Genomic DNA, 13,070 nt, shown 5'->3' on the forward strand with positions numbered 1-13,070 from the left:
AATATTTTATATTCTTTTCTTTTTAGAATGAATATTCTTTACAGAGCACTTCCCCAAGTGCTCTTACATTTACATATTAAATAGCTTTTTTAATTATTTACGAGAGTGGATTTTATTATTTTGTACAAGCACTTCTTCTCTTTATTAAATAGACTATATAGACATCTAAAAGAAGGGAGCTTTAAATTCATATGGCTGATTACTTTTATAAAGATGGTAAAAAGTATTATAAAAACCAATCGCATTCGGACCACCAAAAAAATAACTGTTTTGTTGAGACTCATACAATTAGTGGTTCAGGAGAAAATTTAAATGGAAATATACCTATATCTATTGACCTCCTAAATACCACTCCACAAACAGTATTTGAAGATTTCACCAACAATCACAATAAAACATTAATTCAGTTATTCGTTGTCGGTATGAGTGCACCCGTTCAAGTAACTATTCTAACAAGAAGATCTAGCATACCAATTACTACTACATTACTACCCGTTCAAACAAAAATATTTCAAGTTGAAGATTTTCAAAGTCTTACTCTTACAAAGCAGGAAGGTCCTAATAGTGCAGTTAGTTTATTTGTTCAAAAAACATTTTGTATCTGCTGTAACGATAATAACGATTCATGTGATGAATATTACCACGAATGTAATTAATAGATTAAATCACCAGAAGAACCCTTTATATAAAGGGTTCTTTTCCTTTCACTCCCCTCATTTCCCCGTTTTTTATTAAAATAACTATTTTGTTTAGTTTTCTAACAAGCTTATACGCTGTAAATATTTAACTGAGAAGTAACCACTAAATCCTTCTAAAAACACCACTTGCGAACCACTACTTGCTTTAAATTGATCTGTTCTACAAGTCCAAACTTTCCCCTCATAACGCTTCGCTTCTAAGCAAGTGTGCATCACTACCTTGTCGCCTACTTTTAATCCGTCCATAGCACCGAATACTGTTTGATAAGCTTCTTTATATTTGCGCTTTATAAAATCTACTTGCTTCAACGTTCTAACATTTGCAAAGCGTCCTTTCATGTAGTCCAGGCAAACATGATCTATATCTTCTGGAGGACCAGGGAAGTAAGTAGAAGATTGCTTACCTCCACTCGTTGTATAAGTCATTTCTACCCCACCGTGTTCATTCTTTATCATTTCGAATTGCGGTTTCATTTTCATTCCCCTTTCTACAAGACAACTATTTTGTTAAAGTTCGATAGGCTCATTATTTTTAATTAATTGCGTATAACAGATAACATCTTCGCATTCGTCAAATGTATTCATCACTGCATTGCATACATATTTCAATATTGATCCGCAATGAATACATTCCGTTTCCCCTTTATCGCCTTCTAATTCTGCTAAATCCTGGTCTGTACCGTCGCAGTATGGACATTGCAATTCGTTTTCTGACCTTACTATTATTTCCGGATTTTCATTAATTTTAATTTCATCAACTGCTATATATTCACCGTACGCGCTGCAAGGCTTGTACAATTTACCGTCTATTTTTAAGATATTCTCAAAAAAATCGTTATCCGTAGGTTTTATTTTTTTTAGAACTTCAAAACTCTCATACTCTTTATCCCAAACTCTAATTCTGTTATTTTCATATTTAACTATTTTTGTATACATTCTAATTCTCCATTTCCAATCTGATTTTCTCTTGTAATCTAACGAATGTTTCATTGCAAAACCTAACTGCTGCATTAGGATATTTAAACCTTAGAAAACCATCGTAAAATTGAATCTTCGTTTCCTCGTAAAACAGAGTAAATGCTGTATCTTCAGAGTAAACGTGAATGTCTTCTTTCAACTTTTCGATAAGTTTCCATTGCTCGCGTGCCTCTTCTTTCGTGAAGTATTCCGATCTACGTTGACTTATCAATTCTTCTTTAATGTATTTAAACGTTTCCTTAATATCAATTACGTTTTCACTTGCTACCTTGCATAGAATTTGATCAGGACGTCTACTACTCAAAAAATCTTTCATACTCTCGCCATTCCATGTTTCAAACCAATATGAGAAGTTGCCGAAATCCGTAATCGCCGTGAATATTCCTGTATCATCGAATAAGAAAACTCCCCAACCTTCACCGTTAACAGATGGTATTTTGTACTTTGAAATTTCCATTTCTCATTCCCCTTTTCGATTAAAATAACGCTTTTGTTTAAATTAAATTGTCTAATTCCTCGCTTGTCCATTTCACTTTGCTCTACTCCCGCATTTACTATTAGTAAATACGACTTTTCGGAGGTGAAAATATGTTTAATGAAGAATCCCATAAAGATTTTATCTCTAACGAATCCATATCTTCTGCTGCAATAAATCCAAATTTAGTTGGACCTACCTTACCACCTATCCCACCATTTCAATTCCCTACCGGATCTACCGGATCTACCGGACCTACTGGACCTACCGGATCTACCGGACCTACTGGACCTACCGGATCTACCGGATCTACCGGACCTACCGGATCTACCGGATCTACCGGACCTACCGGATCTACCGGACCTACCGGACCTACCGGATCTACCGGACCTACCGGACCTACTGGATCTACCGGACCTACCGGACCTACTGGAATTATTTCGAACTCATATATAAGTGTTGCAGCTTTCTTTGGACAAACAGTTGAATCGCTTAGTGATGTTGAATTCACTCCTGTTTTTGGCATAGGTGCAGCGAATAATGCTATATTTACATCCCCCAGCACAATAACAATTGGTCCAGCAGGTGATTATGAATACGCATATGGAGTAGCAATATTAGGTCCGTCAGAATCCGTATATACACTAAATGTTAATGGGACTAATGATTTTCTCACTGCAATTTACGGATCTATCCAGGTAACTGGTCAAGTCCAGATGCTTTCAGTGCAAGGTATACGAAGTTTCCCAGCAGGTGCTAATATTACACTTCGAAATGTTGGTTCCACACCGGACACCCTAGTAACTGCCGAAGATGGTACTTTCTCTAATTCTGCCTACTTGATATTAAAAAGGGTTGGTCCATAAAACAATACATTTAGCGGAAAGGACCTACTTTCACTTTTAGGTTGTTGATAAAAACTTAACAGCCTAATTGTTATGAACTCTATTGTTTGTACTTGAATAATTCCCGAGACACCTCTTTTTTAACTAAAGTAGCGTTTTTATAAAATTTCTCAATTTGTTAAAACAACACCAATAGAAGAAATAAATACTTTTTAATAGCATATGCTCTTGAAAATACGAAATATAGGAGATGATTATTATTACAAGAGAACCTATAAATATAATAGTTCCTCCAATGTTGAGAGCGGAAATAATATTTTTTTCTTCTCCTGATAAAGTAATTAGTCGTAGTAATCTTTTAAATCAGACTACCTAGACAGCAATTATACCTGCCCCTTTCTGTCCGGAATATAAAAGATATGAGGTTAAGCTTCACACTTTAAGTGATTCAGAATAAAGCAATCCTATTTTTCCATCCCCTAGAAAACTAGGGGTTTTTCATATAATAACGCTTTGGTTAAAATTTTTGATTCTGCCATTCAGTAATACAAGCCGCTTCAATTTCTTCAAAGTCTCCTGTTTCTTTATCAAAATCGATGACAGAATAGCTAGGAACTACTAAAAATTCTTTTCCACAAACGTTACAAGAAGGATCATCAAGTGCATAAACTCCTTTAATTGTGTCTGGATTTCGCAAATCAAAATCAGCATTTTCGAAAACTACAAGACCATTACACCCTTTAACGTTACATCTATGTGCTTCAATAGCCATTTCTCATTCCCCATTTCTTATAAAATTCAAATTTGATTAAAGTAACTGTGTTTTTCGTTCTTCCATACGAATTACTTTTCCACTTTGATATACAAATGATTGTTCACCAAATCCACCTTGGGGTGGTTCTATTAGTTGGACCTGACCATTTTTAACAACATATATTCCGTTTATTTTCAAATCTATTTCAGCTGTCATTTCTACAAGATTTTCTTTAATAATTCCCATTAGGACCACTCCCGTATGTTATGATTATTTTGTCGAAGCAAGTCGGGAGCAATCTCGACTTTTTTATTTTGTTATAGATATTCCACAACATTATCAGGAATAAATGATTGTTCTAATGATAAATAAAGTCGTATTGAAATCGGCTCTTTATTATCTCTCGCAGACTTGCAAAGCTCCTCCGCTTCTTCCCAATCGAACTGCTTATCTTCCACTCGCTTAAATCTCCAAATTCCAATTGTATATTCCTCAAATAATTCATACTGATCATTTGGCGCTGTTGTTGGTTTTAATTCATCAGTAGCTCTTACTTGCTTTGGTACTTGAACAACTACATCCGTAAAACGAACTTTAGAATTTAATCGATGAATGTGTGCTTTCTCAATATCGAATGCTACTACAGGCTCAACATCAAATATTGTTAACTGCTTTGGCATTACAATCCTCCTAAGCCTCTTTTTTATATTTAGATAACACTTGTTCTAAACGTTTACGTTCACCCTCTAAATCCATTTCATCGTGCTTTACAGGCTGAGATTGCACTTCTGTATCTTGTGTATGTAACCAATCAGGGACGATTTCTTTTCTAGTATTACTTCTCCCACCACGAGACTGGTATTTCTTACGGAATTGAGTTTGCGCAGCCTCAACATCAGTAATACTCTTATACCCCTTAGCATGCCAATCTCTTAAAATACCTTGTACATAAGACATATTAGGTGCATTCTTTTCTAAAGCTATTTTCATTGCTTTGATAACAAGCTGTGCATTCAAATCTTCAATCCACGCATCAATCCCTTCAGCCACAAATGGTTTAAGAACTCCAAAGTTTTGCTCATAAAATGCTATTGGATTTTCTTCTGCAACTTTTTTATCTCTTGAGCAGCTTGCTGCTTCTTCTTTTGTTTTTGTTTCTTCTTTTTCTTTTGTTTCTGTTTTTGTTTCTTCTTTTTCCTTCGTAGGGTCTTCGAAGCCCCTTATAAGCCACTCAAAACGAGCTTGGAAGTATTCCTTAATACGAGGAATTTTAAAATCTTGCTGCTGTTCTAAATCTAAACATGTCTCATAAAAATCAATTAAAAAATCTTCACACTTAATATTTTGGATTTCTTTTAACACACACTTTTCAATATTCATATTTGTAATAGCATTGAATTTAAGCCAATTAATCAACACAATTTCTTTCGTCTTTTTGTTGTAATGAATTTTCCCGTAATCAGCAAACCGCTCTAGCAGCTTCTCAACCGTTTCACGGTTATATCCTGTATCCATTTCTATCACTCGTAGTGGAAGCTCATAGATACCACTCTGAGAAGTTTTGCTATTAGTCATTAAGTATAAGTAGAAGTATTTCTCCTCCGGTGTAAGATCTAAAACGAAAGCATCTTGCCAATATGAAACTTGAACAGGTCTATAAACTGCCATATTATTCATCCTCCATTGTTTTACTTGATTTACTTTGATATACTTAATCCAATTCAATTTTTAGAAAGACTCTCTATAAGAGTCTAAAATCTATCACTCTGCCAAGTGATAGATTTTTTATTTTCTTCGACTAACTACTGATGCGTTAATCCCCCTTTCTTGAAACCTTTTAATAACTACACGATAACTCTTAGATATTTCATGTTCCTCTTTTGCATTGCGTAGACTTTTAAACTCCTGTGTACATCGATTTAATTCCATCTCCCAACGATTTGCTTCATCCAACGATTCAGCATTGAACAGATTATAAAGACATGTAACCATGCAATTATGTAATTCATTTGCAAAAGCAAAATCACCTGGTAGAACTAAGTCGAACAGACGATTACATTCTGATTTCATGACTTATTCCTCATTTCTAGTAATTTGATACTGTACGCATCGTTATGAACAGAATGTAATGTATATTAAGCGGTTAGAGTTAACAAATCTTTCTGGTCATAACGACAAGCACAACAGCTTGTCGCACTAAATTGTTATATGCTATAATTTATCTACTGTCATGATTGGCTATCGCAGGCTACGCGGTGGCCTTTCCTTTTTTCTTTTTGTTTTTCAAAACAAATGCTGCTTCTATAATTCGAATTCTTATCTCCATTAATTTCTTCTCTTGTTTTAAATCCCTAGCTTTCATATAGTCCCCACAAACTGCTGCAATTCGAATATCACCATATAAATTTGCTTCCTTACGAATTAGCGTTTTATATTGATTTAAAGTTGGACTTGCATAATCAATTGTCATAACTTAAACCTCCCCAATAAAATAATTAAATTAAGCTTTTATATACTTCCTAGCTCGTAATGATACTTTCCAGTACTTAAAGACTTCTTTCATTGAAATACCATATTGATCACAGAGGACCGCTACGAGGCTCATCATCGAACCTGTAGCATCCAAGATTTCATGCATTACTTTTTTCAAATCCTCTTTCTCACTTTCGGACCAAGTTTGTGAAGGTTTAAACCAACATACCGTATCGAGTTGTTCCAAAGCTTCATTTGTCTCTTGATAAACCATGTATCTCATACTTGTAGGATGAAGGTCTATATCCTCTCCATTGAAGAACGGGATACTTGCATGCCCTGTTGCTTCACTCCACATTTTAAAAAACAACTGTGGATCATCAATTCCTTCAGTAATACATTTTCGTAAATCTTCTGGTAACCGTCGTTGTTCAGTTTCATATTTTGCTAGTGACTCACGACTCACGGGGATTTCTAAGGAGAGTTGTTCTTGGGTGATTCCCTTTCGTTTTCGTGCCATAGCAACTTCTTTTCCTATGGACATCGTTTACTTCCCCCATTCGTACCTAAAGCAATATTTATTTGTGACACCTTACTATGGTAATTTATTATTAGACGGATTCTTTAAATGGATTGTAATACTCAGTATTATTTTCTACCCAGTCAGTATGATTTTCCATCCACTTAAAAAGAAGATGTGTAGGAATAAGAACTCCTGCTTCACGGCATACTGGAAAATCAGAACGGTTTAATAACTCAGATGCTTTGGTACGTTTAATATGTAATAGTTCCATTAATTCTGTAATAGTTAAAAATGGTGGTAATTCTTTCATTGGCTGAAGATGTTCTGTTGCTCTTTGTACTTCTTCTCGGATGATTTGACGAAATGATTCGATATCGAAGTTAATCATTTATATCCCCCTATTTTTCTTATTACTAAAATATTGAATTCGCCATTTTGGCGATTTATTTTTCAAAAAAAAGAGAGTCTATTCTTACCTTTAAAACATCTGCAACCTGCGCAAGTGCCTCGGCGGAAAATTTACTTCTTCCTTTTTCGATATAATGATATCCATTCGGACTATCATATCCTAATATTTTAGACATTTCCTCAAGAGTAATCTGTTGTTCTTTTCGCAAATCCTTTATCTTTTTTAAATTAACCCTTCTAATTGCAACCATTTTAATCCTCCTTTTCTCCATTTTGGCAACTTCTACCTCAATAATAAATCGCCATTTCGGCAAAGTCAACCAAAAAAATCACCATATCGGCAATTTAAATGATATGCATATCCCCAATATGGTAAAATAATACTAAGTTTTACTAGGAAGGATGAAATTTATGAATATCCTTGGTGATCGAATCAGGTACTTAAGAGAATTGAATAATCTTTCTCAAAAAAGGTTATCTGATGCATTAGGATTAACAAATACTCAACTATCAAGATACGAACGTGGTGAAAGAAATCCTGAGCCTGAAACAATAAAACTAATAGCTGATTATTTTGATGTAACAACAGATTATTTACATGGCAGAACGGATAATATAAATTATACCAACCCTGATTTTAAAAACATTCTTGATGACGCTGAATTAGGTCTTTGGTTTAAAGATATTAAAGATGCTAGTCCTGAAAAGCGTGAAGAATTAAAACGCTTTTGGGAGTTCATTATGCAAAATGAAATAAAACGTAAATCTGGAGATAAAAAGTAGGAAAAACAGCCTTTAGAGGCTGTTTTTCCTACTTAAATAACGCCATATTATTCCTATACAAGAATAATACAGTAAATGTTAAATTTTATAATGCCAACTATCAATCTCAAAATATACTATCACTATTTTTTAAACCTTTATTAAGCAAATCTATTCCAAATATATTTAGGGGGTTATCTTTAACAATGAAAAGTTTACCAGCAGAATCTAAGGAAAAGCCAGTAGAAATTAAAAATGAATCTTCTGTAGAAAAAAACACATTAGAAAATGAGATTATAGAGGATAATAATAATTTATTGTATAAACAAAGATTGAAAGACTTTATGAAACAGATTGGAAATAATGAAAATTTCGATATTAAATTTTACAAAACAAGTGAACAAACTCTTCAGGAATATTATAAATTTATTACAGCTGCACTTACATATGAAATTATTGATTTACTAAAGAAATATGATAAAAAGATTATTACAGATGATATTATTCGAGAAGCAGTCAGTAATTTCCTAAGTCAAGCTGATGCTTTTAATGTAGCAATAGTAGAACTTCAAGATACAATTTCAAAACTAATTTCACATAGTAGTAGTACCTCTATTGATAAAGCTAGTCATTACATTAATTATACCCTTCCAAACACTAAAATAAAGGAGGATTGAACAAGCCATTATGCAAGAACAAAAATTATTTTTCACTCGAAGAAACCAATTTAGTTTTTGGGAAAAACTTATGCATTTAAATAGCAATCAATATATCAATCTATATTCACAACTTGTACAAAAACGGCTTATAACAAATACAGCAGTTGCTCCGGATAATTATCCTAATTTTTTTTATTGTAAATATTTAGATTTTCAGGGTGAACATAAGCGACAACTAGAGTGTCTAGTAGATTCGTTTTTTCACACCCTTTCATCTCCAAAATCAGACTTTAATGCCCTTATGTTTACTTATTCTAAAACAATCTTGAATCTAGAAAACCTAGGAGATCGCTTTAAGCAGTTATCAACTACACTTTCTCAAAAAATAAGTATTGAAAATTTAGAAATACATCACTTTTTAGAATGTAATAACACTGTGTTAGATATAAGATTTACAAGTTCTAAAAATACCTACTTTAAAGAAAATAAAAATGAAAAATTAATTCATACCGAATTAAGGTTTTACTTACAGCATAATATCGCACTTGTTACAAATTATTCTGACTACACTCACTCAGAATCGCAAAAAAAAGAATTTATTAGTGGCGTGTTAAATATTATTACTAACAATAGTAGTTTTTCCTTTATGGAATTGAAAGATCATTCTTTACGCAGTATTTTACTTGCTGACAAAGCAATTCCAACAAAAATAAAGTTTGAAGTAGAAGGGCGCATGGAAGTCGGTATTAATATAAATCAAAATATCAGTACTTACGAAGCATTAGCTCAGGATGAACTTAGATATTTTTATGATAAATATCCTATTTCCCACATTAAAGTCACTATTTCTGAACAAGATGATAAGATATTATTAATTAATGGCGATGAAGGGAAACTTTTATCCCGTTCTAAAAATATTGAAACAGAAGACATCGACTTATTTATTGAACAATTAACGAAATTACTAAAATACGATTACTTAAATCAGGACTACAACAAAGTACTATTATCTTTAGCAAACGAAAAAATAATTTCAACATCACGTTTTATAAAAGTAGAACTTACTAAAGGTTTCAAAGAAATAGAAAAACTTATTGCAAATAAATGTGAAGATGAGACATTAATGTACATAAAAACTATTAAAAATGCTTTCTTTTATAGTTTAATTAACAATTTCATTTTAGAGACAAACGAGAACATAGATACATCAATTTTAAGGATTGAAAATAAAACTTTAGAACTTTTCTCCTCTATCTCAAAAATGGATAAACAAAATATACATAATAATCTATGTTACTTAATAGACTTTTACAAAAAAAAGGATAAAGAAAAAACTTTTGAAGATTTCCTTAGTCAAATTGATAGTAAATTAAAACCTATGGGATGTGCATCAAATGTTATTGGGGCATGAATATGAAATTTTGTCTAGAATACCAGAGCATTTCACGTTACACAACAGTAATTATTTTATATTCAATCAAAAAAAACTAACAGATGAGTTTCACTCAACAGAAATAGACTCTCTTATGAGTTTAACTGATCAAGGAATCTTATCAAAGAAAAGCGATCTTATCTATATTGACATTAACAATTGGATTGACTTATTTATAAAAGAGTTAGAAAAAACAATGATTAACTTAGGTTATTCATTCATTTGTAAATATAATAAAGATGAGAGTTTAATTCAGTTCCAAAGTAAAGAGTCTGAAGATATCTCCAAAGAATTTCAATTGAATTTCAATCCAAATGCAGAGGAAGTTTATAATTTAAATAATGTAATTCATTTTTGTATACCTATGTCATTTGAATTTTCTCTGTTTTGGCTAGATCTTATAAATAATCACAATATCCTAATAATGTTCTGTGAATTTTTAAATAATGAATTTGAACGTTTTCAATATGATAAGAAAATTAGATTTAACTTTTTTGATGGGTTAGAGTTAGGAGATATAAATCATATTTACCATAAGAGTATCAGTAGTTACTTTACAAAAAAACAATTCAATAAGAATATTATTTCAGAAGAACTAAATCAAAAAATAAAAATGTTTATTTCTAAAGAAGATTATGAAGCTTATCAGATTACAATAAACAAATCCAATATTGCTGTTGTTAAATTAAAAAATGAAATTATATTCTTTTCATTTTTAGAAGATAAATTATATTATTCACAAGAAACCCTTCAAGAACTAGAAAATTTAAAGGAATTACTGCTAAATAAAGTAAGTGAATATAATCAAATAATGTTAATCAATCGAACTAAGCTAATTGATTCAAAACATAAATCCTCAATCATTATCTTTAATATATTTTCGTACTTAGCAATTTCACTTAATTTTTTCATATATACTTTAAATTTAAATAATCAATACTTAAAATTTGCTACGGCTACAATATCTATTATTAGCTTGCTAGCTATTATTTGGTGGATTATTATTCCTGTAATAAAAATAAGTAGGTTTTCATGGGAAATTTAGTTACAAAAGGAAAATAATATTTAAGACACATAAAAAAAAGCGTAAGAAATGTATTTCTTACGCTTTTTTCTTTTTATCAATTTATCGCACCGATAATCTAATATTTAATTTACTTTCAACTTCACGATTCCAAGACATATAATTCATAATTATCTCTTTGCCTGTCTTTCTTGCTCTTCCAAGTTTTTTATTTTTGTTATATCATAAGAACGTACGTTCTTAATATATGAATGGAGTGAAAATATGTTTCAATCGCAACCCTACTATACAACACAACTTGAAGACTATATCCAGCACTTGTACCAATCCTTATCTATTTTTGTTCCCGAGCAAATTGATATGATGGAGATTGCGAAAAAGCTAAACATTTTGCTGTACTTTGCTCCGTTTGGAAGTCATGCAATGGAAAGAAATCAAATAGCTAACTTAGTTATTGATAATCGTATCTCTCAGCAAGAACAATGGGAGGATTTTGGCCATGAGGCCTGTCACATCCTATTTCATTCTGGTAATCAATTATTAATGCATCAAATGTTTCTAGATTATCAAGAAGCAAAGGCTAAAAACTTCGCACAACAATTTTGTGTACCTACTTTTATGTTAAGAAAGCTTCCTCCCCTACAGTTAAAAGCATATATAATCTCAGAAAAATTCAATGTAACAACACAGTTTGCTGAAAAAAGGCTTTTACATTATGAAAATCAATTATTAGCAAGTAAATTACAAAATCAAATATCACAATACTGTAATTTTCAAAAATAACGATACAGGAGGTATTGAATATGAAAGGAAGTTTCCGTAAACGTGGAAATGCGTGGTCTTTTACGATAGATATCGGTATAGATCCAACCACAGGAAAACGACAGCAAAAAAGTAAAAGTGGATTTAGAACAAAAAAAGAAGCCCAAAATGCTGCTGCAACGATGATTACAGAGATAGAGAAAGGAATATATTTTGATGACAAACAATTAACTGTTTTAGATGTATGGGAAAAGTTAAAGCCCCTTCGTAAAGCTGAATTAAAAATTACATCTTATGAAAAAGACATGAGCTTAGTTAGGCTCTATATCCTTCCCCCATTTAGTTATAAAAAAATTAAGAGTATTAAACCCGTAATGATTCAAAGCTACTATGCTGAACTTAAGGAAAAAGGACTATCAAATGGTACAATCAGCAATATCCACCGCTGCCTAAGATGCATTTTCAAACACGCTGTAGAATGGGAAATCATACATGATAATATAATGAATAAGGTTAAAAAACCACGTGAAGAGCAAGGTGAGATGAAAACATGGTCTAGCGAAGAGTGTAATCGATTCCTCCAGTATCTAAAAGAAAAAAATATTAAGTACCATACGTTCTTTTTACTTGCAATCTATACAGGTATGAGACGCGGAGAATTACTTGCACTAACGTGGAAAGATATTGACTTTGATAATAAACGTATCCTGGTTAATAAATCGCTTGTAAAAACAGAAAAAGGACTATTTAAAGCTGCGACAAAAACTAAGTCTTCAAATAGAAACATTAGTATCTCTTCTTTTGTTATAGGGAAGTTACAATCCTACTACTCCTATAAAAAGAAAGAATTTTTCCGCTGGGGTATACACTTGAATGAAGAGGCCTTTATTTTCACCGGCAATACGATACATTCACCCTTACATATAGATGCTCCTCATCGCTTTTTGAATGATCACTATAAAAAAGCTGGTGTTCCTCGAATTCGTATACACGACTTGCGACATACTCACGCTACACTCATGCTTCAGGCTGGAGAACACCCTAAAATCGTACAAGACCGCTTAGGGCATTCCTCTATTCAAATGACTTTAGACAAGTATAGTCACATCACACAGAACATGCAGCAACAAGCAGCAGAAAACTTCGAGAGCATAATAAAATCTAATGAAAACACCTGATAAAAAATGAAAATATTTAATGTGAGCAAAATGTGAGCATCGAGGAAAACCACCACTTAGAAACCTTGATATAATAAGGTTTCTAAGCCTATATCGTTGA

20 protein-coding genes are annotated in these 13,070 nt (G+C 32.2%); 8 read left to right on the plus strand and 12 right to left on the minus strand.

From position 1 onward, the window contains the following. Nucleotides 1–191: 191 nt before the first annotated feature. The gene (locus ACUN0F_RS22745) at nucleotides 192–656 is read left to right on the plus strand and encodes an exosporium protein D (RefSeq protein WP_445540208.1); all 465 of its coding nucleotides are present in this window, start codon (nucleotides 192–194) and stop codon (nucleotides 654–656) included. Between the two features lie 93 nt (nucleotides 657–749). On the opposite strand, the gene ACUN0F_RS22750 is transcribed toward ACUN0F_RS22745, so the two are convergent. Genes ACUN0F_RS22750 through ACUN0F_RS22760 form a run of 3 tightly spaced genes read right to left on the minus strand, consistent with a single transcriptional unit; the run spans nucleotide 750 to nucleotide 2,133 of the window. Further along, a complete protein-coding gene (locus ACUN0F_RS22750) occupies nucleotides 750–1,172 on the minus strand; it encodes a hypothetical protein (protein WP_445540209.1) in 423 nt (140 codons plus the stop codon). A 33-nt stretch (nucleotides 1,173–1,205) separates the two neighbouring features. Continuing rightward, nucleotides 1,206–1,634, minus strand: coding sequence for a hypothetical protein (locus ACUN0F_RS22755; protein WP_445540210.1), 429 nt, complete (start codon nucleotides 1,632–1,634; stop codon nucleotides 1,206–1,208). 1 nt (nucleotide 1,635) lies between these two features. Further along, nucleotides 1,636–2,133, minus strand: a complete 498-nt coding sequence (locus tag ACUN0F_RS22760; protein WP_445540211.1) for a hypothetical protein — start codon at nucleotides 2,131–2,133, stop codon at nucleotides 1,636–1,638. Between the two features lie 131 nt (nucleotides 2,134–2,264). Here ACUN0F_RS22760 and ACUN0F_RS22765 point away from each other — a divergent pair, with 131 nt between their 5' ends. Beyond that, nucleotides 2,265–3,017 carry an exosporium leader peptide-containing protein gene (locus ACUN0F_RS22765; protein ID WP_445540212.1) on the plus strand — a complete coding sequence of 251 codons (753 nt, stop codon included), beginning with the start codon at nucleotides 2,265–2,267 and terminating at the stop codon, nucleotides 3,015–3,017. 496 nt (nucleotides 3,018–3,513) lie between these two features. Here the strand turns inward: ACUN0F_RS22765 and ACUN0F_RS22770 are convergent, their stop codons facing one another. The 9 genes from ACUN0F_RS22770 to ACUN0F_RS22810 all read right to left on the minus strand — a co-directional run bounded on the left by ACUN0F_RS22770 (nucleotide 3,514) and on the right by ACUN0F_RS22810 (nucleotide 7,404). Next, nucleotides 3,514–3,768 carry a hypothetical protein gene (locus tag ACUN0F_RS22770; RefSeq protein WP_445540213.1) on the minus strand — a complete coding sequence of 85 codons (255 nt, stop codon included), beginning with the start codon at nucleotides 3,766–3,768 and terminating at the stop codon, nucleotides 3,514–3,516. Between the two features lie 36 nt (nucleotides 3,769–3,804). Continuing rightward, nucleotides 3,805–3,996: a DUF3954 domain-containing protein gene (locus ACUN0F_RS22775; protein ID WP_000511367.1), complete on the minus strand. Its 192-nt coding sequence runs from the start codon at nucleotides 3,994–3,996 to the stop codon at nucleotides 3,805–3,807. Nucleotides 3,997–4,067: 71 nt separating this feature from the next. After that, the gene (locus ACUN0F_RS22780) at nucleotides 4,068–4,430 is read right to left on the minus strand and encodes a cell division protein SepF (protein ID WP_445540214.1); all 363 of its coding nucleotides are present in this window, start codon (nucleotides 4,428–4,430) and stop codon (nucleotides 4,068–4,070) included. Nucleotides 4,431–4,440: 10 nt separating this feature from the next. After that, nucleotides 4,441–5,418, minus strand: a complete 978-nt coding sequence (locus ACUN0F_RS22785; protein WP_445540215.1) for a DnaD domain-containing protein — start codon at nucleotides 5,416–5,418, stop codon at nucleotides 4,441–4,443. Between the two features lie 117 nt (nucleotides 5,419–5,535). Further along, on the minus strand, nucleotides 5,536–5,820 hold the full coding sequence (locus ACUN0F_RS22790) for a hypothetical protein (protein WP_445540216.1): 285 nt from the start codon (nucleotides 5,818–5,820) through the stop codon (nucleotides 5,536–5,538). Nucleotides 5,821–5,998: 178 nt separating this feature from the next. Then, nucleotides 5,999–6,220: a hypothetical protein gene (locus ACUN0F_RS22795; RefSeq protein ID WP_000151152.1), complete on the minus strand. Its 222-nt coding sequence runs from the start codon at nucleotides 6,218–6,220 to the stop codon at nucleotides 5,999–6,001. Nucleotides 6,221–6,250: 30 nt separating this feature from the next. Next, entirely contained in the window at nucleotides 6,251–6,766 is a 516-nt protein-coding gene (locus ACUN0F_RS22800) for a helix-turn-helix domain-containing protein (RefSeq protein WP_002135957.1), read from the minus strand. 67 nt (nucleotides 6,767–6,833) lie between these two features. After that, the gene (locus ACUN0F_RS22805; RefSeq protein ID WP_098264250.1) at nucleotides 6,834–7,133 is read right to left on the minus strand and encodes a helix-turn-helix domain-containing protein; all 300 of its coding nucleotides are present in this window, start codon (nucleotides 7,131–7,133) and stop codon (nucleotides 6,834–6,836) included. Nucleotides 7,134–7,188: 55 nt separating this feature from the next. After that, entirely contained in the window at nucleotides 7,189–7,404 is a 216-nt protein-coding gene (locus ACUN0F_RS22810) for a helix-turn-helix domain-containing protein (RefSeq protein WP_002135955.1), read from the minus strand. 160 nt (nucleotides 7,405–7,564) lie between these two features. Between ACUN0F_RS22810 and ACUN0F_RS22815 the strand changes: the two genes are divergently transcribed. The 6 genes from ACUN0F_RS22815 (at nucleotide 7,565) to ACUN0F_RS22840 (ending at nucleotide 12,970) form a co-directional block, all read left to right on the plus strand. Beyond that, entirely contained in the window at nucleotides 7,565–7,936 is a 372-nt protein-coding gene (locus tag ACUN0F_RS22815) for a helix-turn-helix domain-containing protein (protein WP_086398566.1), read from the plus strand. Between the two features lie 185 nt (nucleotides 7,937–8,121). Next, complete coding sequence (locus ACUN0F_RS22820; RefSeq protein WP_000838839.1) at nucleotides 8,122–8,592, plus strand: hypothetical protein; 471 nt, start codon at nucleotides 8,122–8,124, stop codon at nucleotides 8,590–8,592. A 10-nt stretch (nucleotides 8,593–8,602) separates the two neighbouring features. After that, a complete protein-coding gene (locus ACUN0F_RS22825) occupies nucleotides 8,603–9,985 on the plus strand; it encodes a chromosome partitioning protein ParB (RefSeq protein ID WP_445540217.1) in 1,383 nt (460 codons plus the stop codon). Then, entirely contained in the window at nucleotides 9,969–11,051 is a 1,083-nt protein-coding gene (locus ACUN0F_RS22830) for a hypothetical protein (protein WP_086398565.1), read from the plus strand. Before ACUN0F_RS22825 ends, ACUN0F_RS22830 begins: the two co-directional genes overlap by 17 nt. A 243-nt stretch (nucleotides 11,052–11,294) precedes the next feature. Then, complete coding sequence (locus tag ACUN0F_RS22835) at nucleotides 11,295–11,813, plus strand: ImmA/IrrE family metallo-endopeptidase (RefSeq protein WP_116365555.1); 519 nt, start codon at nucleotides 11,295–11,297, stop codon at nucleotides 11,811–11,813. A gap of 20 nt (nucleotides 11,814–11,833) precedes the next feature. Continuing rightward, a complete protein-coding gene (locus tag ACUN0F_RS22840; protein ID WP_445540218.1) occupies nucleotides 11,834–12,970 on the plus strand; it encodes a site-specific integrase in 1,137 nt (378 codons plus the stop codon). Nucleotides 12,971–13,070: the final 100 nt, after the last annotated feature.

The sequence above is a fragment of the Bacillus sp. 1A genome, from assembly GCF_052682215.1.

What these genes read in the sequence shown, in the direction of transcription:
- ACUN0F_RS22745 (WP_445540208.1), top strand. Translation starts at nt 192, where the DNA reads ATGGCTGATTACTTTTATAAAGATGGTAAAAAGTATTATAAAAACCAA.
- ACUN0F_RS22750 (WP_445540209.1), bottom strand. Translation starts at nt 1,172, where the DNA reads ATGAAACCGCAATTCGAAATGATAAAGAATGAACACGGTGGGGTAGAA.
- ACUN0F_RS22755 (WP_445540210.1), bottom strand. Translation starts at nt 1,634, where the DNA reads ATGTATACAAAAATAGTTAAATATGAAAATAACAGAATTAGAGTTTGG.
- ACUN0F_RS22760 (WP_445540211.1), bottom strand. Translation starts at nt 2,133, where the DNA reads ATGGAAATTTCAAAGTACAAAATACCATCTGTTAACGGTGAAGGTTGG.
- ACUN0F_RS22765 (WP_445540212.1), top strand. Translation starts at nt 2,265, where the DNA reads ATGTTTAATGAAGAATCCCATAAAGATTTTATCTCTAACGAATCCATA.
- ACUN0F_RS22770 (WP_445540213.1), bottom strand. Translation starts at nt 3,768, where the DNA reads ATGGCTATTGAAGCACATAGATGTAACGTTAAAGGGTGTAATGGTCTT.
- ACUN0F_RS22775 (WP_000511367.1), bottom strand. Translation starts at nt 3,996, where the DNA reads ATGGGAATTATTAAAGAAAATCTTGTAGAAATGACAGCTGAAATAGAT.
- ACUN0F_RS22780 (WP_445540214.1), bottom strand. Translation starts at nt 4,430, where the DNA reads ATGCCAAAGCAGTTAACAATATTTGATGTTGAGCCTGTAGTAGCATTC.
- ACUN0F_RS22785 (WP_445540215.1), bottom strand. Translation starts at nt 5,418, where the DNA reads ATGGCAGTTTATAGACCTGTTCAAGTTTCATATTGGCAAGATGCTTTC.
- ACUN0F_RS22790 (WP_445540216.1), bottom strand. Translation starts at nt 5,820, where the DNA reads ATGAAATCAGAATGTAATCGTCTGTTCGACTTAGTTCTACCAGGTGAT.
- ACUN0F_RS22795 (WP_000151152.1), bottom strand. Translation starts at nt 6,220, where the DNA reads ATGACAATTGATTATGCAAGTCCAACTTTAAATCAATATAAAACGCTA.
- ACUN0F_RS22800 (WP_002135957.1), bottom strand. Translation starts at nt 6,766, where the DNA reads ATGTCCATAGGAAAAGAAGTTGCTATGGCACGAAAACGAAAGGGAATC.
- ACUN0F_RS22805 (WP_098264250.1), bottom strand. Translation starts at nt 7,133, where the DNA reads ATGATTAACTTCGATATCGAATCATTTCGTCAAATCATCCGAGAAGAA.
- ACUN0F_RS22810 (WP_002135955.1), bottom strand. Translation starts at nt 7,404, where the DNA reads ATGGTTGCAATTAGAAGGGTTAATTTAAAAAAGATAAAGGATTTGCGA.
- ACUN0F_RS22815 (WP_086398566.1), top strand. Translation starts at nt 7,565, where the DNA reads ATGAATATCCTTGGTGATCGAATCAGGTACTTAAGAGAATTGAATAAT.
- ACUN0F_RS22820 (WP_000838839.1), top strand. Translation starts at nt 8,122, where the DNA reads ATGAAAAGTTTACCAGCAGAATCTAAGGAAAAGCCAGTAGAAATTAAA.
- ACUN0F_RS22825 (WP_445540217.1), top strand. Translation starts at nt 8,603, where the DNA reads ATGCAAGAACAAAAATTATTTTTCACTCGAAGAAACCAATTTAGTTTT.
- ACUN0F_RS22830 (WP_086398565.1), top strand. Translation starts at nt 9,969, where the DNA reads ATGTTATTGGGGCATGAATATGAAATTTTGTCTAGAATACCAGAGCAT.
- ACUN0F_RS22835 (WP_116365555.1), top strand. Translation starts at nt 11,295, where the DNA reads ATGTTTCAATCGCAACCCTACTATACAACACAACTTGAAGACTATATC.
- ACUN0F_RS22840 (WP_445540218.1), top strand. Translation starts at nt 11,834, where the DNA reads ATGAAAGGAAGTTTCCGTAAACGTGGAAATGCGTGGTCTTTTACGATA.